26 protein-coding genes and 2 tRNA genes are annotated in these 23814 nt (G+C 45.9%); 6 read left to right on the top strand and 22 right to left on the bottom strand.

Features of this window, described 5'->3' with window-relative positions; genetic code table 11:
• The first annotated feature begins 7 nt into the window (after window positions 1-7).
• From AB1S55_RS16220 to AB1S55_RS16230, 3 genes are read left to right on the top strand one after another with little or no spacing between them, the layout of a single operon-like run.
• On the top strand, window positions 8-766 hold the full coding sequence (locus AB1S55_RS16220; protein ID WP_370979226.1) for an exodeoxyribonuclease III: 759 nt from the start codon (window positions 8-10) through the stop codon (window positions 764-766).
• Window positions 767-800: 34 nt separating this feature from the next.
• Complete coding sequence (locus AB1S55_RS16225) at window positions 801-2234, top strand: capsule assembly Wzi family protein (protein ID WP_370979227.1); 1434 nt, start codon at window positions 801-803, stop codon at window positions 2232-2234.
• The gene (locus AB1S55_RS16230) at window positions 2228-2764 is read left to right on the top strand and encodes a hypothetical protein (protein WP_370979228.1); all 537 of its coding nucleotides are present in this window, start codon (window positions 2228-2230) and stop codon (window positions 2762-2764) included. The genes AB1S55_RS16225 and AB1S55_RS16230 overlap by 7 nt, the downstream gene beginning before the upstream one ends.
• Window positions 2765-2771: 7 nt before the next feature.
• On the opposite strand, the gene rimI is transcribed toward AB1S55_RS16230, so the two are convergent.
• The 21 genes from rimI to ruvC form a co-directional block, all read right to left on the bottom strand.
• Window positions 2772-3266: a ribosomal protein S18-alanine N-acetyltransferase gene (gene rimI / locus AB1S55_RS16235; protein WP_370979229.1), complete on the bottom strand. Its 495-nt coding sequence runs from the start codon at window positions 3264-3266 to the stop codon at window positions 2772-2774.
• 1 nt (window position 3267) lies between these two features.
• Window positions 3268-4314: a hypothetical protein gene (locus tag AB1S55_RS16240; protein WP_370979230.1), complete on the bottom strand. Its 1047-nt coding sequence runs from the start codon at window positions 4312-4314 to the stop codon at window positions 3268-3270.
• A gap of 80 nt (window positions 4315-4394) precedes the next feature.
• Complete coding sequence (locus AB1S55_RS16245; RefSeq protein WP_370979231.1) at window positions 4395-4847, bottom strand: chemotaxis protein CheX; 453 nt, start codon at window positions 4845-4847, stop codon at window positions 4395-4397.
• A complete protein-coding gene (locus tag AB1S55_RS16250) occupies window positions 4840-5217 on the bottom strand; it encodes a response regulator transcription factor (protein ID WP_370979232.1) in 378 nt (125 codons plus the stop codon). The genes AB1S55_RS16245 and AB1S55_RS16250 overlap by 8 nt, the downstream gene beginning before the upstream one ends.
• Before the next feature lie 18 nt (window positions 5218-5235).
• A complete protein-coding gene (locus AB1S55_RS16255) occupies window positions 5236-7320 on the bottom strand; it encodes an ATP-binding protein (RefSeq protein ID WP_370979233.1) in 2085 nt (694 codons plus the stop codon).
• Between the two features lie 273 nt (window positions 7321-7593).
• Window positions 7594-9141 (bottom strand): 2-isopropylmalate synthase, encoded by a 1548-nt coding sequence (locus AB1S55_RS16260; protein WP_370979234.1) that lies wholly within the window; start codon window positions 9139-9141, stop codon window positions 7594-7596.
• A gap of 511 nt (window positions 9142-9652) precedes the next feature.
• On the bottom strand, window positions 9653-10699 hold the full coding sequence (gene nadA / locus AB1S55_RS16265; protein WP_370979235.1) for a quinolinate synthase NadA: 1047 nt from the start codon (window positions 10697-10699) through the stop codon (window positions 9653-9655).
• An 81-nt stretch (window positions 10700-10780) separates the two neighbouring features.
• Window positions 10781-10856: transfer RNA gene (locus AB1S55_RS16270), tRNA-Lys, on the bottom strand.
• A gap of 59 nt (window positions 10857-10915) precedes the next feature.
• Window positions 10916-10991 (bottom strand) — tRNA-Lys (locus tag AB1S55_RS16275).
• A gap of 98 nt (window positions 10992-11089) precedes the next feature.
• Window positions 11090-11779 carry a 7-cyano-7-deazaguanine synthase QueC gene (gene queC / locus AB1S55_RS16280; protein ID WP_370979236.1) on the bottom strand — a complete coding sequence of 230 codons (690 nt, stop codon included), beginning with the start codon at window positions 11777-11779 and terminating at the stop codon, window positions 11090-11092.
• 1 nt (window position 11780) lies between these two features.
• Window positions 11781-12431 (bottom strand): 7-carboxy-7-deazaguanine synthase QueE, encoded by a 651-nt coding sequence (gene queE / locus AB1S55_RS16285; protein WP_370979237.1) that lies wholly within the window; start codon window positions 12429-12431, stop codon window positions 11781-11783.
• Between the two features lie 99 nt (window positions 12432-12530).
• A complete protein-coding gene (locus AB1S55_RS16290; RefSeq protein WP_370979238.1) occupies window positions 12531-13325 on the bottom strand; it encodes a YbgF trimerization domain-containing protein in 795 nt (264 codons plus the stop codon).
• Between the two features lie 12 nt (window positions 13326-13337).
• Window positions 13338-13847 (bottom strand): peptidoglycan-associated lipoprotein Pal, encoded by a 510-nt coding sequence (pal, locus tag AB1S55_RS16295; RefSeq protein WP_370979239.1) that lies wholly within the window; start codon window positions 13845-13847, stop codon window positions 13338-13340.
• A gap of 80 nt (window positions 13848-13927) precedes the next feature.
• The gene (gene tolB / locus AB1S55_RS16300) at window positions 13928-15220 is read right to left on the bottom strand and encodes a Tol-Pal system beta propeller repeat protein TolB (RefSeq protein WP_370979240.1); all 1293 of its coding nucleotides are present in this window, start codon (window positions 15218-15220) and stop codon (window positions 13928-13930) included.
• Window positions 15217-15942, bottom strand: coding sequence for a cell envelope integrity protein TolA (gene tolA, locus AB1S55_RS16305; RefSeq protein WP_370979241.1), 726 nt, complete (start codon window positions 15940-15942; stop codon window positions 15217-15219). The genes tolB and tolA overlap by 4 nt, the downstream gene beginning before the upstream one ends.
• 68 nt (window positions 15943-16010) lie before the next feature.
• On the bottom strand, window positions 16011-16424 hold the full coding sequence (gene tolR / locus AB1S55_RS16310) for a protein TolR (RefSeq protein ID WP_370979242.1): 414 nt from the start codon (window positions 16422-16424) through the stop codon (window positions 16011-16013).
• 9 nt (window positions 16425-16433) lie between these two features.
• Window positions 16434-17111: a protein TolQ gene (tolQ, locus tag AB1S55_RS16315; RefSeq protein ID WP_370979243.1), complete on the bottom strand. Its 678-nt coding sequence runs from the start codon at window positions 17109-17111 to the stop codon at window positions 16434-16436.
• A 4-nt stretch (window positions 17112-17115) separates the two neighbouring features.
• A complete protein-coding gene (locus AB1S55_RS16320) occupies window positions 17116-17547 on the bottom strand; it encodes a YbgC/FadM family acyl-CoA thioesterase (protein ID WP_370979244.1) in 432 nt (143 codons plus the stop codon).
• 2 nt (window positions 17548-17549) lie between these two features.
• Window positions 17550-18584 (bottom strand): Holliday junction branch migration DNA helicase RuvB, encoded by a 1035-nt coding sequence (gene ruvB, locus AB1S55_RS16325; RefSeq protein ID WP_370979245.1) that lies wholly within the window; start codon window positions 18582-18584, stop codon window positions 17550-17552.
• A 22-nt stretch (window positions 18585-18606) separates the two neighbouring features.
• Window positions 18607-19212, bottom strand: a complete 606-nt coding sequence (gene ruvA / locus AB1S55_RS16330; protein ID WP_370979246.1) for a Holliday junction branch migration protein RuvA — start codon at window positions 19210-19212, stop codon at window positions 18607-18609.
• The gene (gene ruvC, locus AB1S55_RS16335) at window positions 19209-19733 is read right to left on the bottom strand and encodes a crossover junction endodeoxyribonuclease RuvC (RefSeq protein WP_370979247.1); all 525 of its coding nucleotides are present in this window, start codon (window positions 19731-19733) and stop codon (window positions 19209-19211) included. The genes ruvA and ruvC overlap by 4 nt, the downstream gene beginning before the upstream one ends.
• A 123-nt stretch (window positions 19734-19856) precedes the next feature.
• On the opposite strand from ruvC, the gene AB1S55_RS16340 reads away from it, so the two are divergent.
• The gene (locus AB1S55_RS16340; RefSeq protein WP_370979248.1) at window positions 19857-20687 is read left to right on the top strand and encodes a glycosyltransferase family 2 protein; all 831 of its coding nucleotides are present in this window, start codon (window positions 19857-19859) and stop codon (window positions 20685-20687) included.
• A gap of 26 nt (window positions 20688-20713) precedes the next feature.
• Window positions 20714-21562, top strand: a complete 849-nt coding sequence (locus AB1S55_RS16345; protein WP_370979249.1) for a glycosyltransferase family 2 protein — start codon at window positions 20714-20716, stop codon at window positions 21560-21562.
• 48 nt (window positions 21563-21610) lie between these two features.
• On the opposite strand, the gene AB1S55_RS16350 is transcribed toward AB1S55_RS16345, so the two are convergent.
• Window positions 21611-22654, bottom strand: a complete 1044-nt coding sequence (locus AB1S55_RS16350; protein WP_370979250.1) for a glycosyltransferase — start codon at window positions 22652-22654, stop codon at window positions 21611-21613.
• 104 nt (window positions 22655-22758) lie between these two features.
• Between AB1S55_RS16350 and AB1S55_RS16355 the strand changes: the two genes are divergently transcribed.
• Window positions 22759-23814, top strand: coding sequence for a glycosyltransferase family 4 protein (locus tag AB1S55_RS16355; RefSeq protein WP_370979251.1), 1056 nt, complete (start codon window positions 22759-22761; stop codon window positions 23812-23814).

Genomic DNA, 23814 nt, shown 5'->3' on the forward strand with positions numbered 1-23814 from the left:
ACAGACCATGCGCCTGATTTCGTGGAATGTTAACGGCATTCGTGCCGTAATGAAAAAAGAATTTATGCAAAGCTTTGAGACGATGGCTGCAGATGTGCTGTGCCTTCAAGAAACCAAGGCTCAAGATGAACAAACCTTTGAAGCACTAAAAGGGCTTGAAGGCTGGTTTATTTACACCAATAGTGCCGAACGTAAAGGCTATAGCGGTACTGCTATTATCAGTAAAAAAGAGCCTATTTCAGTCTCTTATGGCATGGGCATAGCCGAGCATGACACAGAAGGCCGAGTAATTTGTGCCGAATACCCAGATTACCACCTTGTTACGGTTTATACACCTAACTCTGGATCAGAACTAAAGCGTTTAGAATATCGTAAAGACTGGGACCAAGCATTCTTAGCCTATTTACAAGAGCTCGAGACCCAAAAGCCTGTTATTGTCTGCGGCGACTTAAATGTGGCCCATAAGGCGATTGACCTAAAGCGCCCAAAAGAAAACTACAACAAAGCCGCAGGCTATACACAAACAGAAATCGACGGTATCGACAATTACATCAAAGCAGGTTTTATCGACAGCTTCCGTCATGCTCGCAGTGATGAAATTAAGTATTCTTGGTGGAGTTATCGCGCTCAAGCTCGTGCGCGTAACGTAGGTTGGAGAATTGACTACTTTTTAACCTCTCAGAGTTTAGGTGATCAAATCAAAGACGCCGACATTTATAACAATATTATGGGCTCGGACCACTGCCCCGTCGTATTAGAACTTTAAACTGCCAACATAGAAGTCTACAAGGACAGCACTGATGACTATTTCTCGCAGCTTGTGCACGCTACTTTTATTGTGCCTGACAGGCCTTGCCCAAGCAGGCTCCCTTTATCTGCCGATGCATTTAAGCCCAGAAATTGAACGCCGCGTCGATGAGCTTTTTCTTCTTGCTGGCATGCCTCAAGTCAAAAAGCCCATCCCTGTAAAGCTGGTACACACAGCCATGGCTAAGGCCGAGCGAAAGCACCCAACCGAAGTGTCTAAAATACGCCATTACTTAGAGCGCTACAGCAACACTGCCAGTTTCACTCATATCAGCGTAGGCCTTAGTAATCCGCAAAATTTCGACACTGCTCTGGCGAATCAGCGTGGTCTTGGTATCAAAAGCCGCTACCAAGTCTCTGCAAACGCTTACTGGGCCGTCAACGATAATATCGCTGTTAATATTGGTGGTATCGCAGGTGAGCGTGACGGAGAGCGTGATGAATTTGCCGAGGGCACCTTTTTATCCGTCGGTACCGACTGGCTACAAGCAGATATAGGTTATCGCGCTCACTGGTGGAGCCCAATGCAAGACAGCGCAATGCTAATAAGCACTCAAGCTGCCGCCATGCCGGGTATAACCTTTAGCAACGTAAGACCAATAAGTAGCTTAGGTTTTAGCTACGAAGTGTTTATGAAGCGAATGTCTAAATCAGACAAAATCAAAAGCCAAGACGGTAGCGAGCGCCTAGAAGGCAACCCTCGACTCTTTGGTTTGCACTTAGGTTTTAGCCCCTTTACTAACTTCAATCTAGGTATTAACCGCTTAATGCAATACGGCGGCGCTGATCGAGACGACAGTTTTAAAAACTTAATGAAAGCATTTTTTCGGCCTGCCCAGCAAGATAACAGCGGCGATCAAGGTCTCGATTTTGGTAATCAATTAAGCTCCATTACCGTTGCTTACAGCTTTGAGCACATTATCCCTGTAGGTCTAAGCATGGAATACGCAGGAGAAGATACTTCGGAAGGCCAAAATGGCCTGCTAGGTAATACCTCATTATTGTTTGGGCTGAACTTGCCACAAATTGGTGATCACCTTTCTTTAAATTGGGAACACGCAGAATGGCAAACTGCTTGGTATGTAAACGGCAACTATGGTGATGGCTTAACGCAATGGGGAGCCATACTTGGCCACTGGGGAGCCGAGCATCGCAAGCCTGGCCACGCTGTTGGCGCAGCAACCGATAGCCTAACGATGCACTGGGATTTCCTACAAGGCACAGAGCTTGGATTTAACTGGCGACAAGTCGCCAACCAATGTTCAACAGAAAGCTGTAAAAACATAGCCAATTATAAAGACGGCTATGAATATGGTTTCGAACTCAACCAGGCTTATGGTGAGCTGATTCTTAACCTGGGTTTAAGCAGTGGCCAGACTGTATTTGGCGATAGCTTCGGACGAATTAGTGGAGGCATCCGATGGTAAGAGTAATAATCACAGCCAGTTTGTGCTTTTTGAGCACACTAAGCCTTGGCGCAGAATTTAAAGTCACACTTGGCGCGGGACAAAGCAGCGTTGTCTATAGAGCTGACGATCCAGCACTAGAAAACGACGATCACAAAAGTACAGCCCCTTTTTTCGCCTTGAACCTGAAAAATAATATCGATTATGCTCAGAAACATTGGCTAGGGGCTGGCGTCGACTTTGAAAAAATTGACGACATGCAAGTAACGGGATTTCGAGCTTTAGATTATCAATGGCGTTTTAGCCCACGCTGGCACACCGGCGCCTTTATTGGAGCGGCCAGTGTTGACAATATCGTGCCACAAAACGGTTATTATTATGGCGCCCACATTGGCCTTTTTGCCTTAGAAAAGCGTTTGAGTGTTGATCTAGAATGGCGCCACGGAGAAGGGCTTGCCCGAGATAAACAACCGGGAGAACCGAGTGAAGGCCGGCCTGATATTTTCTTGGACTACAGCTCCTTGGGACTACAAGCAAGCTGGCACTTTTAGACTGTAGCTAGTTAAAAGCAGCCAAAGAAAGTGAATATAAAAGAGCGTCTTCTCGCTCTTTTTTTTGCTCTGTTTTTTTATAATAGCCTTTACGTCGTCCATCTAAGCTAAAGCCAAGACTGCTATAGAGTTTAATCGCCGCTTTATTAGAGGCTCTCACCTCCAACATCAACCTGATAAGACCTTGCGTTAATAAAAGCTTACACACTTGGTTTAAAAATAAACTCCCCAGGCCCAGCCCCTGTTTATCCTTTTTAACTGAAATAATTAACAACTCGGCCTCATCGAGAACAATATGAAATACGGCATAAGCAATAAGCTCACCCGCACAACACAAACCTAAACATAGTTGATCATTATTTAGAATACGTCTAAGCGCTGACTCTGGCCAAGGATGCTTGGATGCACCTAGCTCTATGGCAGAGATAGACTCAAAATCATCAATAGTTAAATCAACAAGTTCATACTCACCGCCTGCAACACCAGATACAAGTGAACTCATATTAACGAGGTAAAAGCGCTAATGAAGACCAAAGCTTCTTTTTAAGTTCTGGCTCATAAAGAAAAGCTCTTAACGAAGGCAAAACAAGCGCAGGCAATCCATAAACATCACTTTGATGCACAGCAAAACAAAGCTCTGAATAGGGTACTGATGAGCCTAAGATCAACTTGGCTGCATCCTCCCCCCATAAAATAAACCCCTTAGGCTGATGCTTTTGAAAACGACTGTCAAAAAAATCAAACATCATGTCGGAAGCCGCCTGCCAACTTTGAAACTGGCTTGGGCTTCCTGGAATGGGCCATCGCTGTAACTCCATCGATGGTAAATGCGCAATAGAAAATCGAGCAGCCAGAATCTTACTAAGCAAGGCGTGTGTTGGTAAGGCATCGCCCTCTTGTTGTGAGTCTAAAATTTGGTAAGACTGGCTAAGAGTGTATAAAGCCAATTGAAAAGATGCGGGTTCAGCTTGGCTGTTATCAGCCACAGTTTTTTCTGAAGCCGTATTAAGCGCATCACTCGCTTGAGTATCAGCCCGAGAAAAAGCTGTCGAAGCCTCAGTAAGCTGAGAAAGCGCAGTATCAAGCTCGACCTGCTTATCGGTAGAGTGCACCTGCTGAGCAGCAGGCAACTGAGAGACAGAGGGTACTGTGCTAGAAGCTTGAGGCCCCTGCTGCTGCATAGAAGGCATAGGTTTAAATGCTGCAAGCTCTTGTGTGACGCTGGTTTTAGGCTTGCTATTGGTGCTATTGATACGCGGACTCAAATCACCAAAGTTCTCAAGTACGCTATTTAAACCATTACTTAGAGGCCGTAAACTCTCCTCAGAGTTTGTAGCACTCCCGGCCCCAATCTCACCATTCAAGCCCGCGGCAATTTGAGCAGCGGATGCGGCAGAGGACTCAGCATGATGCCCAGATTCTGAATCAGGCGAATCAGCAAGCGGCAGGACGCAAAGCCTTGGCCTAGTGCCGTTGGTTAATAAGCGCCTAGGAACAAAACTAGCGATACCCATGGCATCGAGATAATTCATGCGAGTCAGTTCATTCATGCTGGCATTGTAACAAGAATCAAAACAGCTGTAATAGGCATCAGAACGGGGCCGAGAACCACCCCGCCCCCAAAAGCGCCTTAACCGGTCTCCAGACACACAACAACTGCGGCACTGTAGGCTTTCCAATAAATAGGAATAACATAAGATCGCAAGGCCTTAGGCAGGCGCACCTTAGAGCCTCCACCCTCAACCACAACTGGCACACTGATCATAAAGTCGTGACCAAATACACTGCGAGCATTACCACTGATGGTATTGGCAACCTCTCCTGCCACATCTAAGATATTTTCATTACTGGTATCCGGCTCACCTAAACTTAACAACAAGTGCCTTAATAAAATTTTAGGTGCGGTGAAATACACTGTGCCCTTATATGGGCCGCTGATACCAATAATACCGGTATAATCAAAACTAGTTGGAGACTCATTATCCGCCAAATACGGCGTACCAATAGAAACTTCTTTATCTGAGGTATGACGAAAATAATTTACTACACCGTCAATAAATACCTTAATGGTTTCTTCAGACATCTAAGCCCTCCACTAATTCGCTTAAGGCTTCATTTAATTGCTGCTCGCTAAAAGGTTTACATAAAAAACCTCTCGCGCCTTTCTCTAAAGCAAGAATACCTGTTTCTACATCACTTAACGCCGACACAACTAAAATACGTGTATCAGGTTTTAACTTCACCATGCGCTCAACACATTCAACACCATCCATTTCAGGCATGGTTAAATCCATCGTCACCACACTTGCTTGCGTCGACTGCAACATCGTTAACGCCTCCACACCATTGCAAGCTAAACCAACCACATCAAAGCAACTTGTATCAGCACTTCTTTCAATTTTTCGACGAATGATATTACTATCATCGACCACCAATAATTTCATTGAACTCATAATCCTTTCTCTTTCGATCTAAGCTGCATGCTTAAGTGAGTTAATAGCCGGAAGAAAAACAGATATTTTTGTACCCAAACCTCTGCGGCTGGCAATGCGGATACGACCTCGCATTGCATTAACCTGCTGCTTAATAAGATCCAAACCCACACCTGCACCGGCATCTAGCTGATGTGAGTCTTCCGTACTAAAGCCGGGCTCAAAAATAAGAGAGGTAAGCTGTTTTGCCGACCAAGACTCCAATTGATCTTCTGTCCAGCGGCCACTTTTTATAGCCTGAGCTCGAATCCTCTCCACATCAATACCATGCCCATCATCCTTAATGACAAACTCAAGCTCACCAGTATTACTCTGCAATAAACGTAACTCAACGCGCCCTAAAGCAGCTTTATCGACTTGTTCTCGCTCCTCACCCTCTTCAATGCCGTGCACAATAGCGTTGCGTATACCCTGCACCGCCAAGTTATTAATAAGCTCTGCCATAGGAGAGTCAGCTCCTAGCTCGGAAAGCCCACTCATCACCAAACGTGCTTGTTTTCCCGTGCGAGAAGCCACTTTATCAGTCAAATCATAAAGGTGGCTCCAGTCCCTCAACTCTACCGGTGCCACTGCTGCAGTATCAGAAAACTGAGCAAGCTTAGTCGTTAAGGATTCAACAAACTCACAGTGCTTCACAAGCTCTTCCAGCTTGACAACTAAAGGTAAGAAATCATCCCCCTCAATATTGGCCTGCTCTAGAACCACTTGTATTGATTTTTCAAACTGGTGACTCAAACTCTCAAAGCTATCCAAGTTAAGCGCAGAGGCCTCCCCCTTCACCTTATGAATTTCAATAAAAATACTGTGTAATTTTTTCTTTAATGATGAACTCGATTTTGAAGGCTCACGTAAAATATCGTTAACCTTGTCCAAAGAAAGTGCGAGCTGTTTAAGATAACTTTTAAGCATTGAAGGATTAGCATGCAATATATTGGTAAGCACCTCCAATTGCTGCTCATTTTGCGCACGGCTGACAGCAAGCTCTTTCTCTAAGCGAATTCGCTCACTAATATCATCAACCGTCACCAAAATATCTTTAATCTGACCAGCCTCATAAACACGTTCAAAAGTAAAACTAAAATACTTGGTCAAGAAGCGGCCATCATTATCGGCAATATTCACTTCAATTTCTTTAAGCGGATTTAGGTCGCCAACCAAGTTACTTTTAATCTCTTCGCGAAACAGTAAAGCAATAAAACGCTGAGCCGTTTTAAGGTCTTTATCGCTTACAACCTTACCTAGTAATTGCTCAAGGCTTAAACCTGCGAGATCCTTACGCACAAACATAGACTCAAGTACCTTAGAATATTGGGAGCTAATAAGGCAGTTCTTATCTAATAAAAATAAACCTTCACCAACCGTTTCTAATATTTCTGTTGTTTCTTTTCTGGCTCGCTCAACCCGCCTATCAGACTCTTTAAGCTGACCTAAAAAGTGAACCAAAATAATTAAAAAGTTGATAATCGCAAGACTAATACCCACTGTTTGAATCCAGCGTAAACGTGTCGCTTTGGAGGTAGCCACATGCTCAAGCTCCACCGTCAGATCATTCATTAAGGTTAATAGCTGCAAATTGTGTTTACGACCGTAGGCAAGTGCTGAACTTAATGCCCGCTCAAGTTCATAGTCATTCGAGGAGCTCAGAACGCCATCAATCAAAGTACTATAAGGCGCCCATAATTGTTTAGCCCTTGAGACCGCGGCAAGAGCTGGGTCAGTATTGACGGCCTCTAGCTGAACTTTATCTCCGCCTGCACCTAGAGCCTCGCCACCGCGATCAAAGGCCCCCAAGGTTGTTTGAAATAAATTCTGCGTTAGAGCCAGCTCATCGAGTGCTCGTTGACGCTCCTCTGACTGATCTTCCGCATAGTTAATATCATGCAAGCTTTTCACCATGCGCTGACTCAGCATACGCTGACGTCCGGCGAGGTTAACGTCAACGGCGTCACCAGCGATTTCAAAACTAATATAAAAGTTAAGCGTCAGAACCGACGCATCGAGAATCAGAAATAGCGCAATAGAAATAACAATATTTCTATATTTACCAAATAGCGTTTCAAGCACAAACAATGCCTCCAAAGGAATAATCTTCAGAGTGATTGCGAAGCTTGTGCCAAGAAGCTAACTAAGACTAAAAAAAGCTAATAGAGAGGATATACGAGTGGTTTTCAGCCACAACGCTTAATAAGAAAACAAAAAATAAACAAAGCTATAGGCAGGAAGTCTGAGCATTGCACCAAAACTAAGCCTTATAAAGGCTTAATCTTGTAAAGAGTGCAATCAGAGCAATAAGATAAAAGAGGGCCAAGCCCTCTTTTAAAGGCTATTAACCGTAAGCTACACACCGTCGTGCTGGGGATGGCTCTTACCAGATCTGGCATTCAACAAGTTCAACGCCATCAAGTAAGCCTTTACTGAGGCGACCACGATATCGGTATCAGAACCTACACCGTTAACAATCTGGCCACCTTTTTCTAAGCGCACCGTCACCTCCCCCTGACTCTCAGTACCTTTAGTAATCGAGTTAACAGAATACAACTGTAAATCTGCATCACTATTAGCTACACTTTCAACCGCCTTAAATGCCGCATCGACAGGGCCACTACCTTCAGACTGTGCTTCAACGCTTTTACCGTCAACTTGCAAAGTTAATCTCGCCACAGGCTTTTGGCCTGTTTTAGAATTCACTTCCATATCCACAATCAAAAACTTCTCGGTCACGTCCTTTTGAGACGATGAGCTGACCAAGGTCTGTAAATCTTCATCAAAGATTTCGTGTTTTTTATCTGCCAACTCTTTAAAGCGTGCAAAAGCTAAATTCAATGCATCTTGTGACTCAAAACTAATGCCCAAATCATCAAAACGAGCTTTTACCGCAGCACGACCGCTATGCTTACCTAAGACGATTTTATTGGTATTCCAACCAACATCTTCAGCCTTCATGATTTCATACGTTTCGCGATGCTTTAAAACACCATCTTGATGAATACCACTTTCATGGGCAAAGGCATTCGCCCCAACAATGGCCTTGTTTGGCTGCACAGGAAAACCAGTAACCGATGAAACCAAACGCGAAGTAGGTACAATATGCTCAGTAATGATATCGGTCTCAACGGGAAAAACATCTTTACGTGTGCGCACTGCCATCACCACCTCTTCAAGCGCGGCATTACCGGCACGCTCCCCCAAGCCATTAATAGTACACTCGATCTGGCGAACACCGTTCATCACAGCTGATAATGAATTGGCAACCGCCAAACCCAAATCGTTATGGCAATGAGTTGAAAAAATAGCTTTATCCGAATTAGCTACGTTTTCAATCAAACGCTTAAACATAGCCCCGTACTCACCGGGCTCACCATAACCAACCGTATCGGGCACATTAATCGTACTAGCACCTGCATTAATGGCCGCTTCGGTTATGCGACACATAAAATCAAAGTCAGAACGCGAGCCATCTTCTAATGAGAACTCAACATCAGAGGTATAAGATCGTGCGCGCTTAACTGCGTGAATAGCACGCTGCAAAACCGCATCAGGCTCCATACGCAACTTGTATTTCATATGGATAGGAGAAGTAGCAATAAAAGTGTGAATACGTGAACGCTCGGCACCTTTGAGCGCTTCAGCGGCACGATCAATGTCCGCATCAACAGCTCGCGCCAAACTACATACAGTGCTTTCTCGTACAGTATCCGCAACAGCCTTGACCGACTCAAAGTCACCTGGGCTTGCGATGGCAAAACCCGCCTCAATGACATCAACACGCATTTTCTCTAACATCTTAGCTATGCGAACTTTTTCATCACGAGTCATTGATGCGCCAGGGCTTTGCTCACCATCACGCAATGTCGTATCAAAGATAACCAACTTATCTTTAGACATGATATGTATCCTTTTCTAATCAACCGCTTGTGGCGGTTTAACAATGTGGTTTATGTTCCGGGTAGAAACAGTGAAAGTATATTGGCCCAACTCAAATCAATCGCCTTGCTTAAACACCAGCGCTGATAGAGAGTTAGGCTAACTAAGTCGAGCCAAACAACGGGGAGGAAGGCCCAGTAACTCGACACCCATCTTAGAGGGAAGCTGCCATATGTGAACGCGCAAAACCTTGCAGCCTGAACAGGCTAATACGAAGCTTATGTTTTGCACAAAACGGTTCACGAAAATGCTCGACAACTCAATTTATTTAAGAATTGCACTTAGTTTAAGGCCGAGCACAAAGAACATCAAGATTCATCCTAACAAATAGACTTTATTAGGATGAAAAAACAACAAAAACCAAATTAAAGCCGATGACTAGAAATATTTATCCTAATCTGTAGGGTTTTATTATAAAAACACCCCACCCAAGTACTCGCCCCATAACAACGCTTTAAGAGAGCCTTACATTTTAGGCCTTAAAATCAAGCATACGCTGTAAAGGCAATAAGGCTTTTTTAGCCAACTTAGGCTCAACGTGAATCTCGTTATTGGAGCTTTCAAATACCTTGGCTAGATTTTCAAGCTCATTCATTGCCATCCACGGGCAATTAGCACAACTGCGACAACTTGCGCCACTGCCTCCGGTAGGTGCAATAATAAGCTCTTTATCAGGGCAGGCCTGCTGCATTTTGTAGAAAATACCCTGATCAGTCGCGACAATAAATTGAGGGTGAGGCAGTTTGCTTGTCGCAGCAATAAGCTGAGAGGTGGAACCCACCGAATCCGCGAGTTCAACCACAGATTCCGGCGATTCCGGATGAACCAAAATCGCAGCTTCAGGGTATTGCGCTTTAAGCTCCAACAGCCCCTGAGCCTTAAACTCTTCATGCACAATACAAGCGCCATCCCAGAGCAGTACATCTGCGCCGGTCTGCTTTGCGACATAGGAACCAAGATGCTTGTCGGGAGCCCAGAGGATTTTCTCCCCCTTTTTATCAAGGTAATCCACCACTTTAAGGGCAATACTGGAGGTCACCACCCAGTCTGCACGGGCCTTTACCGCAGCCGAAGTATTTGCGTAAACCACAACGGTTCTATCTGAGTGCTCATCACAGAAATCAGAGAACTCTTGTTCGGGGCAGCCAAGATCCAAAGAGCAAGTTGCCTCTAAGGTGGGCATAAGCACACGTTTTTCCGGGGAAAGAATCTTAGAGGTCTCCCCCATAAACTTAACACCAGCAACTATTAAGGTCTGCGCTTCATGGTCGTGACCAAAACGAGCCATCTCTAAAGAGTCAGCAACACAACCGCCACTTTCTTCGGCCAAAGCCTGAATTTCAGGATCACAATAATAATGCGCAACCAGTACAGCGTTCTCTCGCTTAAGCATCGCCTTGATCTCTGACTTTAAAGCCTCGGCATTCGCTGGACGCTCATGCTTCTGCTCTAAAGCCTCATCCAACAAGGTTTTTACTTGATTGCGAAGTTCTTCAGAAATACTGGCGGTTTCAGTCATGGTCATTGTGATCTTAGCTAAAAAGGCGGGCATTATAGCGGAAACAAAAAAGGCCGCCCATAAGGCAGCCTTTTTTAATAATGGTGGGTCGTGCTGGATTCGAACCAGCGACCAATTGGTTAAAAGCCAACTGCTCTACCAACTGAGCTAACGACCCAAAGCGCTTTAACCTCTTGCTTAAGTGAGGCCCAATAAACCGAGGCTTATTAAGGAAAGTGGTGGGTCGTGCTGGATTCGAACCAGCGACCAATTGGTTAAAAGCCAACTGCTCTACCAACTGAGCTAACGACCCTAAATTCTTTGTTTGAGGCTAGGCCCCAAAGAGGCGCATATAGTAATGATTTGATTTAAAAACTCAAGGCCTTTATTTACTTTTTTATGACGTTTTTTTTAAGCTGTACAATAACGCGTCGGATCGGCTACTCCTGCCACAGCGAAGCCCTCAGCTCGGAGGTGGCAACTATCGCATTTACCGCAAGCCTCGCCTTGATCCGTCGCCTGATAACAGCTCACTGTTAAGCTGTAATCAACACCGAGTGCCAAGCCCTGTTTTACTATCTCTGCTTTAGAAAGGTTCAGCAAGGGCGCCTTAAGCTCTATTGGCTGCCCTTCTACCCCAGCCTTCGTTGCTAGTGCAGCCATTTTTGCATAGGCCTCAAGATACTCAGGGCGGCAATCTGGGTAACCGCTGTAATCGACGGCATTAACCCCAATATAAATCGCATCAGCGCCCAAGACCTCTGCCCAGCCAAGGGCAATAGATAAAAAGACGGTATTTCTTGCGGGCACATAAGTAACGGGAATACCGCTGTTTTTATCATCGTGATCGGGTACATCAATAGCAGCATCCGTTAACGCTGAGCCGCCAATAGCCCTAAGATCTAGACTAACGACCTTATGCTCAACCACATTCATCGACGCAGACACTCGCTCGGCAGCGATCAGCTCTGACTGATGGCGCTGACCATAATCAAAACTCAAACTGAAACACTCATAACCATCGCGCTGAGCCATAGCAATCACCGTAGTGGAATCTAAACCACCTGAACTCAGAACCACAGCCCGCTTAAGACTACTCATATCAAACTCCAGGCTTATCGCCCCACAACAATTTGTGTAACTGCAATTGAAAACGCAGATTTAACTTACTGTCGATAACCCACTGGGCTAGATCAGCGGGGTCGACCTGCTCAAAGCTAGGTGAAACCCAAACGGCGGCAACTTGCTCACATAGGTCGAGCTCACGAACCTTAAGCTCACACCAGTCAAAGTCCAGCTTACTGCATATAACAAACTTCAGCTGATCATGCTTACCAAGCCTATCGATGTTAGACCACATGTTGCGCTGCAACTCACCGGAGTCTGGTGTTTTAAGATCCATAACGATACTGACACGAGAATCAACCGCTTTGACATCCATCGCCCCACTTGTCTCGAGCGACACCTCATAACCCAGATCACACAGCTCTTTCAACAAGGTCAAACAGCCGGGCTGAGCCAAAGGCTCCCCTCCTGTAACACACACTTGCCGAGCACCGTTTTGCTCAACTTGGGCGAGAATGTCATCAAAACTAAGGCGTTCGCCACCATGAAAGGCATAGGCTGAATCACAGTAATGACAACGCAAAGGGCAACCTGTTAGGCGTACGAAGGTCGTCGGCAAGCCCGCTGCCAGTGCTTCGCCTTGCAGCGATAAGAAGATTTCAGTAATACGCAGATTGCGTTCAGACATGGCTTGCTCGTCGCTTACTCATTGAAAAAAGCGCGATTCTAACGGCAAACGCGAAAAAGCGCGAGAAAGCTAACTGCAATCTCGCGCCACTGAAGATGTTTAGAAGTTCTTTCGCAAATAGCTTTGAGCCAATTTTGCAGCACTGCTATTACTAGCCGCAACCTCATCCAACAAAGGCTTAGCCTGATCTGCTTGCCCCTGCTGAAAGTAAACGGTCGCTAACTTATACTTAGCATCATTGGCCTTAGAATGCTCTGGAAATTCAGCCAATAAACGCTCAAACCACTGCTGAGACTCAGGCAACTCTGCTTTAGCAAGCTGCACTTCTCCCAACCAGTACATGGCATTACCAGCAAAACGCCCCTTAGGGTAAAGCGCTAAGTGCTCTTGCAAACGCTCAACACCTGCATCGTAGTTTTTATCGACCAAGATGAGCTTGGTGGCACTTTTGTAATGTGCCATTTCACTCGCTGCATCGGCATTCGTTGCCGCTTGAGCACTAGCTGCGTCAGGCGACGTAGTCGAGCTACGCGTAGTTGATGCAGTACTAGAAGAAGCTGTAGCTGCTGCCGCACCAGTACCCAGTGCTGCAATACGGCGATCCAAATCAACGTAATCATCTAAGCGCTGCTGCTTAAGCTGCTTAATTAGGTGAGACTGCTCTTCAACCTGACCACGCAACTCCAACATTTCCTGCTGCAAAACCTGAATTTGATAAAACAGTTCGGCAACATTATTTGCTGGCTGAATATCAGCAGGTACATTCGAAGCTTCTTGCTCACCCTGCTCAACAGTTGATTCAGTAATCGGCCTATCAACAATTTCAACCTGAGCTGAAACGAAAGAAGCCGCAGACCAAAGGGCTGCGGCTACTAACGACTTACTCGTCATCATAGAACTAAGTAATTACTTAAGCTCTACGCGACGATTTGCCGCCCATGATGCTTCGCTGCTACCAGCTTGAGCAGGACGCTCTTCGCCATAGCTAACTGTCTCAAGATCAGAGGCTGCAACACCGTTTAATACTAAGAAATCACGAACAGCATTGGCACGACGCTCACCTAGCGCCATGTTGTACTCACGGCTACCACGCTCATCTGCATGGCCCTCTAAACGAACACTGCTACCGTATTTTTTCAAGCACTCAGCTTGAACCAATAGGGCTGCACGGCTTTCAGCACGCAACAAGCTTTGGTCAAAATCAAAGTAGAAAACGCCGTCAGCATTTGCACACTTTTCTTTCTCAGCAGCTTCAGCAGCGGCAGCTTGAGCGGCGGCAGCTTCGGCAGCTTTTGCAGCATCAGCGTCAGCAGCGGCTTTTGCAGCAGCGTCTTCAGCTTCTTGGGTTGAGGCACAAGCCGATACTAGAGCAGCAAGAGAAGCCGCTGTCACAACGTTCTTAATTGATTTAAGCATTTAGAAAAACTCCCGATTTTTAACTTAAGCAAGTCGAAACTTTTGTTGAAACCACTTGAAACTATGTAATTATTTTAAACCTAAGGTTTAGTTGGAAATGGCGACCACGCAGGTTCCCTCACATCCCCTTTTTTAGATGGCAGCCTAAACTTCAGACCGGCATCCATGGATACTGCTGCCAGTATCCCCTTTTTATTGTGCTGAGTCGCATACAAGAGCATGGCTCCGTTTGGAGCTATCGTAGGCGACTCATCCAACCATGTTTCGGTCAGTACTCGCATAGTGCCGCTTGCGATATCTTGCCATGCGATGTGAAAGACGCCGTTTTCACGGTGTACCATCACGATACTGCGCCCATCGGGGCTCACCCTTCCACGCGCATTGTAATCACCATCGAAGGTTAAGCGTTCTACGCGGCCGCTGGCAAGCCCTATTTGATATATTTGGGGACTTCCCCCCCTATTTGAGGTAAATATCAGCGATTTTCCACTTGGAGCCCAATTTGGCTCCGTATCAATAGCACGGCTGTGTGTCACTCTTGTTAATTTTTTAGAGGCCAGCTCCAAAGTATAAAGCTCAGGATTTCCGTCTTTAGAAAGCACAAAAGCTAAGGACTGACCATCTGGAGACCAAGCCGGAGCCCCGTTTAAGCCTTTAAAATTGGTTAGCTGTTCGCGCTTACCGGTGATTAGATTGTGACGAAAAATAGCAGGGCGTGAGGTTTCAAAGCTAACGTAAGCTATCTGCGTCATATCAGGCGACCACGCAGGGCTCATCAAAGGCTCGGAAGAACTAAAAAGAATACTATCGCGAGCCCCATCAATATCGGCCCTCATTAAACGATAACGATCTGGAGCATCCACCCCCATATCTTCTACATAAATCATCTTGGTAGAAAAAATACCACGAATGTTAGTAATGGCCTCATAGACATGATCACTGACCTCATGCGCCATATCCCGCACTTGAGCAGGTGTGCCACTGACACTCTTTGCAAACACCTGCTTTTGAGTCAGCACATCAAACAGCTGATAGTTCAAGGTGTACTGCTCGGCATCTTTATAAACATTGCCAATCACCAAATAAGCCGCACCTAATAAGCGCCAATCTCTAAAATAGATATCATCCAGCTTATTGGGGAAGGCCAGCATATCGGCTGTGGGAATAGAATGGAAAAAACCACTGCTACGCAAATCATTACTAACGATATTGTGAATACTCTCACCTGCTGCAGGCTTTAAGCCGCCCATAGGCACAACTGCAATCGGCATTGGATCATCCATACCTTGAGTAATTTCAATGGTGATTTGTGCAAAGACTTGCTGGCTAACCAACAATGCCAATGCGGCGAACAATGTGTATAAGCTCTTCACTGTCTTAAGTCCTGAGGGGTAAATACTAAACGTAGCTCTCGATAATATTTTTCAAATACGGCGGGCGACATCGTTTTAATTTCGGGAAACTGCTCAGCTTTAATCACGGCCTGCTCGGCAGAGCGATCAAAGGCTGCGTTGCCACTGGAGTCTTCAACCGACACAGAAACCACACGCCCCGTGGGCACTAACTGTATCAACAACTCACAGCGCATGCCGTTACGAGCAGAAGGCGGGCGACTCCAATTTTGCTCAATTCGCTGACTAATCGCATCAATATAACTCTGAGCCTCACTCTCCAGCTCTTGCTCTGCCACGGCCTGCTCTTCGTCTTTTAAGGCTTGCTCTAACTCGAGCATGCGCTGTTGCTGCTCGCGTTTTCGCTGCTCTTCACGCTTGCGCTTTTCTTGCTCCAAGCGTTCTTGTTTTTCTTTCTTAAGGTCTTTTTTGGGTGTGGCTTTAGGCGCAGGTTTCGCCTTGGCCTTCTTTGGCGCCGGTGGTTTCTTGCGTTTGGTTAGATCTATCTTTTTATTTTGCTTTTTCTTTTTAAGTTTTTTCGTCTCTTGCTTAAGCTTGACAAGCTTAGCTTCGATATAACGAGGAGGCTTAATGCGCTTAGGCTCATTACTACCCTGCCAAGCAAACATAGCCACAGCAAATACCAGTAGGTGCACGAGCAAGCTAATCAAAAACGGCTTAGATAATAAAATCGACCTGCTCATTTATGCGACGGCCATTGATACGTTAAGGCGCCCAGATCTAACACCCATGTTACTAACAACTAGCACCACTATGGCTCCGTCACCAAACCAACGGAGCTTGCACCAGCGTTTTGTAAGTCCGTCATCAAAGCCACCACTTTGCCATATTCCACCTTTTGATCCCCCCACACCAAAATAGGAGTATCGGGTTTATTACGTAGCACTTTGGCCACTGTTTGAGTGATCTCTTTAAGTGGTTTGGCTTGCTTCTGCTCACGACCAGTATTTAAAAACAAGGTTCCATCGGGTTTGATCGAAACGATTAACGGCTCGGCCTCTTTTTTATCCAAAGGCTTAGATGGCGCTTGAGGCAACTCAACTTTAACGCCCTGCATCAATAAAGGCGCTGTCACCATAAAAATAATTAACAAAACCAGCATAACGTCGATGTAAGGCACGACATTAATTTCAGCCATAGGCTTATGTTTTTTCTTAGCCGCCATGCTCAAACCTTATTTACTGTGCACTTGACGATGCAAGATAGCCGAAAACTCTTCCGAGAAAGTCTGATAAGCCCCAACCATTGTGTCAGCGTTTGCCGCAAAGCGGTTATAAGCCAAAACGGCAGGAATAGCCGCAAACAAACCCATCGCTGTTGCAACTAGGGCCTCGGAGATACCAGGGGCCACCGTCGCCAAAGTTGCTTGATGCTGAGAGGCCAAGCCTCTAAATGAATTCATAATGCCCCAGACCGTACCAAATAGACCGATATAAGGGCTTACAGAGGCAACACTCGCTAAAAACGGCAAGTTGTTTTCCAGCTTTTCTTCCTCTCGGCTCAGGGCAACACGCATGGCTCGCTGAGTCCCCTCCATAATCGCGTCCGCATCTGTACTGCCCTGCTGGCGCAAGCGAGAAAACTCTTTAAAACCGGCCCGAAAAATCGCTTCGGCTCCGTCGATACGATCATTTCCATTGCCAGCTCTATATAATTGAGTCAGATCTAAACCCGACCAGAAGTGCGTCTCAAATGCTCGAAACACGGCTTTAGCACGACGCTGATAGGCTCCTTGCTGCACAATAATCGCCCAGCTTAATACTGAGGCCATCAACAGAATAAACATGACCAACTGTACAAGCACACTGGCGCCGCTGATAAGGTGCCAGATAGATAAAGGGTCTTGACTCATTAAACTAGAACTCCGTTAGATCTTTTAATGCCCGCCAAACATCAACAGGAAAAGGCGATGGTTTAAATGTGCTGCGCTTCACACACACAACTTTAACAGCACCTTTGGCGAGTAACTCAACAAGACTGCCAGATTCGTTATCTCGTGTCACTTGCTGTTCAAACACGACAAAGCTTCGACCTAGCTTAACTGGGACAGCGCTCACATTCAGCAGATCATCCAAGCGAGCACTGCATTTGTAATCAACTGAGGCCGAGCTGATCACCAAACAAAGCTCATCAGTCAGCAAGGCAGGTTTATCAACACCAATAGAGCGAAATAACTCGGTTCGCGCCCGCTCCATAAATTTTAAATAATTTACGTAATAAACCACACCACCGGCATCCGTATCTTCAATGTAGACACGCATGGGGCTAGAAAATTCCTTTACTTGCATAACTACAATCCGGGAAGGTCTTGCTGCTGAATGGTTTTCGGTGGGGTGATTGAAAAGTGTTTATAACACAGGTCTGTGGCCATACGACCTCGAGGCGTCCTCATGATAAAACCTTGCTGAATTAAATAAGGTTCAAGTACATCTTCAATCGTGTCTCTCTCCTCACTAATTGCTGCAGCTAAACTATCTACACCAACGGGACCACCAGCAAACTTTTCTATAATAGCAAGCAACAAACGCCTATCCATGTGATCAAAACCAAAGCTATCAACATTGAGCATATTCAGTGCTTTATCGGCCACATTCATTCCAATAACACCATCGGCTTTGACTTCTGCATAGTCGCGAACCCTGCGTAACAAACGATTGGCAATACGTGGCGTACCCCGTGAGCGCTTAGCCACCTCTTGAGCGCCCGCCTCGTCAATTTCAACCCCGCTGAGCCTTGATGAACGACTTACAATTTGACTAAGATCGGCCTGATTATAAAACTCCAAACGCTGTACGATTCCAAAGCGGTCGCGTAACGGGGATGTCAGCAACCCCGCTCGAGTAGTGGCGCCAACCAAAGTAAAAGGCGGCAAGTCGAGTTTAATAGATCGCGCTGCAGGCCCTTCTCCAATCATAATATCGAGCTGAAAATCCTCCATCGCCGGATACAGCACCTCTTCTACCACGGGGCTTAAACGGTGAATCTCATCAATAAAAATAACATCACCCGCCTCGAGGTTGGTCAACATTGCCGCTAAATCGCCGGCCTTTTCTAATACCGGCCCCGATGTGCACTTAAGATCAACCCCCATCTCTGTTGCGATGATATTGGCAAGTGTGGTTTTACCTAAGCCAGGGGGACCAAAAATCAAGGTGTGATCCAGAGCCTCTTCGCGCTTGCGAGCCGCCTCAATAAAGATCTCCATTTGTTCTTTAACTGCAGGCTGACCAATGTAGTCGGCCAGTGTCTTAGGCCTTACCGCCCTATCCAGCTGCTCCTCTCTGGGTAGGCTCGTGGCGCCAATTAAACGATCTTCTTCAATCATGATGTTTTCTTAGGTTTTTTTATTAGCCAGGAAGCATGGATTTAAGCGCTAAACGAATCAAGGTTTCTGCATCCGCACCCTCTTGCACATTCGCCTTGGATACGGCTTTACTAGCCTCAACAGGCTTATAGCCCAAGGCGACCAAGGCGCTTTCAGCCTCACTAACGGCAAGATTAGTGTTTATTTGGGGTTGCTCGGTTGTCGTGAGTTCAGCTCCCTGATACGACCAATCTTTAAGCTTATCGCGCATTTCAATAATTAAGCGCTCAGCGGTTTTCTTACCTACCCCAGGTATTTTAACCAAGCTCGCCACTTGGTCTTCCATCACACAGCGCACAAATTCACTGTTTTCCATGGCCATAATCGCAAGTGCCATTTTCGGCCCAACGCCATTTACCTTGATTAACAAGCGAAAAAGCTCTCGGTCTTCCTTAGTGAGAAAAGCGTAAAGCTGCTGGTTGGTTTCACTGACAGCAAAATGCGTTTGCAAGACCACTTCTGCCCCAAGTTCAGGCAAAGAGAAAAACGTGGTCATTGGCGCAAGCAGTTCATAGCCCACGCCCGCCACATCAACTAAAAGTAAAGGCGCTTGTTTTTCTAACAAAACGCCACGAATACGGCCAATCATGTTGAAAGTCTTCCTCGTCGATAACGTACTTGAGGTGATATTTGAGCACTCAAACGCTCACTATTGATATGACATAAAGCCACTGCCAAGGCATCCGCAGCGTCTTCTTGCGGTGTTGCCGAGAGTTTTAACAAGCTCGTCACCATGTGTTGCACTTGCGTTTTGTCGGCCGCCCCCGTACCCACAATACTTTGCTTTACTTTGCGAGCCTCATACTCACTTACCGCTAAACCACGGCACGAAGCCGCTACAATTGCCGCCCCCCGCGCCTGCCCAAGTTTAAGCGCCGAGCGAGCATTTTTTGCCATAAATACATCTTCCACAGCGCATTGCTCAGGACGATATTTATCGATGACTTCCAGCAGGTTGGCATAGATATAGTGCAGGCGTTCAGGCAAACTAAGTTCGGTAGGAATACGAATAACACCACTAGCAACATAAACTGGCTTTGCGGCACTTGAATCGACCAAGCCAAAACCCGTTTTTCGGGACCCGGGGTCTACCCCCAAAACTAGCGACATAGTGGATAAATACTCAGTGGTTTGATGCAAAGTGTTCCAGCTCTTGGGCGGCACGTCAAGCTCAACGGTTTTGGATGCCGCATTTCTCAAGTAGAATGCGGCAAAATTTCAGAGCACGCTTTTATGAAGTTAAAAGAATATCCCAGCTCCTTATGGCGCTCATGGCAATTAAAACGCCTGCCCATTAGCTCGCTTTTGGCCGATCACAAAGAAGACGATAACGAGGTTATTATTTCACTGACCTCTATTCCATCTCGTTTTGGAACTATTCCTCTTGTATTACGCAGCTTGCTGTCACAAAGCACTCGCCCCGCTAAAGTTGTTTTATGTTTGCACGAATCAGCCAAGAGTCAGATCCCTAAGAGTTTAAAACAGTTTGAATCCGAGCGTTTTGAAATTGCCTATGCTAGCTGGGATAGCTCCCACCTAAAACTTGTTCGCACCCGAGAGCTCTATCCAGAAGCGACCATCGTCACTTGTGATGACGACCTTATGTATGCTGAAGACTGGTTACAGCGTTTACTTGATGAACACAAACAACACCCTACAGAAATCATTGCCCATCAGGCGAGACGTGTGCGCTATAACGCAGACGGCGAGCTTCTACCCTACAAACAGTGGAGCAGCGAAGTCGAAGGGCAAAGTCACGACGACACCCTTGCGCTGGGTTACGGCGGCGTGCTGTATCCCGCCCATTGCTTAAGCGAAGAATTTAACGACGTCGAGCTATTTAGCGAATTAACCCCCAAGGCTGATGACCTATGGTTTAAAGCCATGAGCTTTCGCCAAGGCAGTAAAGTGCGCCGCAGCGCTCAACCACTACCCAAACCACAGCCCATCGCTTTTTCTCAGCGCGTAGCCTTGAAAAAAAGTAATATTCGCCGCGACTTTAATCGTGAACAATGGCTGCGCTTAGAGCAGCACTTTAACTTCAACTTCGCCCCCAAAGGCTAAGCCCCAATCAGCATTAGGTATATCCCTTGTCCAAATACTTGCCTCAGAAACTCAAAATCAGTGTTGTTTTTACCACTTATAACTCCCCCGAGTGGCTAAACAAGGTACTTTGGGGCTACGCCTTTCAAGATGATACCAACTATGAAATTGTTATCGCTGATGACGGATCGGGGGACGAAACACGTCAGATAATTGATACGTTTCGCGAGCAAAGCGGCATCGACACACAACATATTTGGCATGAGGATCAAGGCTTCGAAAAGTGCCGCATCCTCAATAAAGCACTGGTCGCAGCACGTGGTGACTACATAGTCATGACCGATGGCGACTGCATTCCACGCTCTGACTTTTTAAGCGTACATCGCCAATATGCAGAGCCTGGGCACTTCTTGTCTGGCGGTTATTTCAAACTACCCATGTCAACAAGCAAAGCCATTAGCATTGACGATATTAAAGCTGGGCGATGTTTCAATAAGGCATGGCTAATAGACAACGACGTCAAACCCAGCCTTAAATTTATGAAATTAACAGCCGGCCCTATTCGCCAGCGTATCTATAACAGCTTGACCCCAACCAATCGCACATGGAATGGACACAATGCAAGCTGCTTTAAAAGTGATGCCTTTAAAGTTAACGGTTTTGACGAGCGCATGAAATACGGTGGCCTTGATGCTGAATTTGGCTGGCGTTTAAAAAATGCCGGAATTAAAGCCAAGCAAATACGCTACAGCGCCGTGTGTGTTCATTTAGATCATGCCCGTGGTTATGTAAATGACGCAGACTGGAAAGCTAATCGCATCATTCGCAATAAAACCGTCAATGAGAAAATTATTGAAACCCCAGCTGGTATCAAACAACTAGAAAAACAAACATAAAATTCAAGAAGCGGGGGCTGTAAACGCAAGGATCACAGCACGAATTAACTAGTACTGAGCATGCTTCTTGTCGATAAGACGACAATAAAAATCAACGATAGCCGCATTCGCATTTTCTACATAGTGAGCACTTAGGTCTGGCCGCTCTGCGCTAGGCCTATCATCACAGCAACTCTGCAAACAAGCTTCTAACTCTGACACGTTATCAGTGCTAAAACTCCAACCACCGTAATCATCAATAAGCTCCTTACAGCCACCAGTGTCAGACGCAATAATCGGCAAACCGGCATCATAAGCCTCGAGCATAACTCGCGGTAATGGCTCGTACCGAGAAGGACAAACAAATAAATCAAAACACTGATACAAATCCTTAATATCAGGGCGAAAACCAATAAACTGAATACGCTTATCGCTCGACGCTAAACCTTTCAACCCCCCCTCTAAAGAGCCGCCACCAAAAAACAATAAACGCGCTTGCTCACAATCTACCCTTTTCATCGCCTTGATCAAGGTATCCCATGCTTTACTTGTGTGATAGCGCCCGACTGCCCCAATCAAATAGTGACTATCTTCTATGCCCAACTCTGAGCGAAGTTTTTGTCGCTGTTGCTTACTAATACGCCGATGTGGCTGTAGGGAATTTGACGCCTTGTGAATCATGCCGCCGTATTCTGATGGCACTTTGGCGACCTGCCACCGCGCATTGCATATCAAGCCATCCATATGCAAGAAATACGGGCCATTGACTTCAATATGTAAGGTTGAACACGTAGCGGCTCTAGGCTTAGCTTTAGCCACTAAACGAGTAGAGCGCCTTAAATGAGTGTGAATGAGATCCGGTTTAAACTTAGCCAATACGGATTTCAGTTGCCACAAGGCAAAGAAAAAAGCGTGAATTTCATATACTTCCACACGACTATCTAGCTGATCGACAACACTCGCTCCGGCTTTGCGATGATCTTTGCGCACCACCACGGCAACATCATGCTCAAGGCACTGTTGATTACAAGACTCGGCCGTCGAACGCTCAGAACCGGCAAAACCTCGAGAAAGAAGAACGTGTAAAATTCTTAGTCGCTTTTTTTCTGGCATAATTAGATCTTTATATCATTTAACGAAATAATGGTACGCACCACGTCTCGTGTAATAAACGCAGGCGCAAGCCAGCATAAAAACAAAGGCGCAAGATTAGCATAATGACAGCACCACTGAAGCCCGAAAACTGCGAGATTATACTCGGTAATAGCAATAAACGTTTTTCTGGCGTCACATCAACAATGCTTCAAACCTTAAAGATACAAAAGAGCCTTGCCCCGGTTTGTGTGCTGGGTAAAGCTCACCTTTCTGAGGAAGATCGTGACTTAGGCTTAGGATTTGTAGAACTCATTAAGCTTTGCCGTCAGCCACTTGATAAAGGCCGCTATCGTGTGTTCCACGCTAGGCGCAATGACGAAATGATTCAGGCTCTTATCCTAAAACATATTTTTCGCATAAGGCTACGCATACTATTTACCTCAACGGCCCAGCGATATCACAGCCGTTTTAGCCGGTGGTTGATGAGTAAAATGGATTGTGTGATCTCTACCTGCGCTGCCGCAGCTGCGTATCTTGAACACAAACCCACTCAACTCATCCCGCACGGAATCGATAGTGACACCTACCACCCATCTAAAGATCGCTCTAAAGAGCACATACAAGTGGCTATGTTTGGCCGTGTTCGAGCCCAAAAAGGTAGCGATATTTTTATAAAAGCATGCATCGATGTGTTGCCACAATATCCAAATGCAAAAGCTCTTATTGTTGGCGCAATCTCTCCTGAAAACAAAAGCTTTGCTGATCAACTTAAACAACAGGTTGCAGACGCAGGCTTAAGTGAACAAATACAATTTACCGGTGAGCTTAATTTTGATGAAATCCCTAAATTGTTTCGCCAAAGCCATATTGTTGCAGCATTAAGTACTACAGAAGGCTTTGGCCTGACTATTCTTGAAGCTATGTCCAGTGGTGCGGCTGTTCTCGCCACAGAAGCCGGAGCTTGGCCGGAAATCATAGAGCAAGGCAAACAGGGCTGGGTTGTCCCCGTTGGAGACCAAGAGCAAGTTAACGCCAAGCTCAAATTATTGCTAAACGATAGTGAGCAACTTGAAAAAATGGGCCAACTTGGGCGGGAGCGCATTCTTAAACGCTACAAAATAGAACAAGAAGCCGAAAAACTTATTTCACTTTATCGCTCTTTGCAGCTTGCTAACTAA

It is taken from the genome of Agaribacterium sp. ZY112 (assembly GCF_041346925.1).
Lineage (GTDB): Bacteria > Pseudomonadota > Gammaproteobacteria > Pseudomonadales > Cellvibrionaceae > Agaribacterium.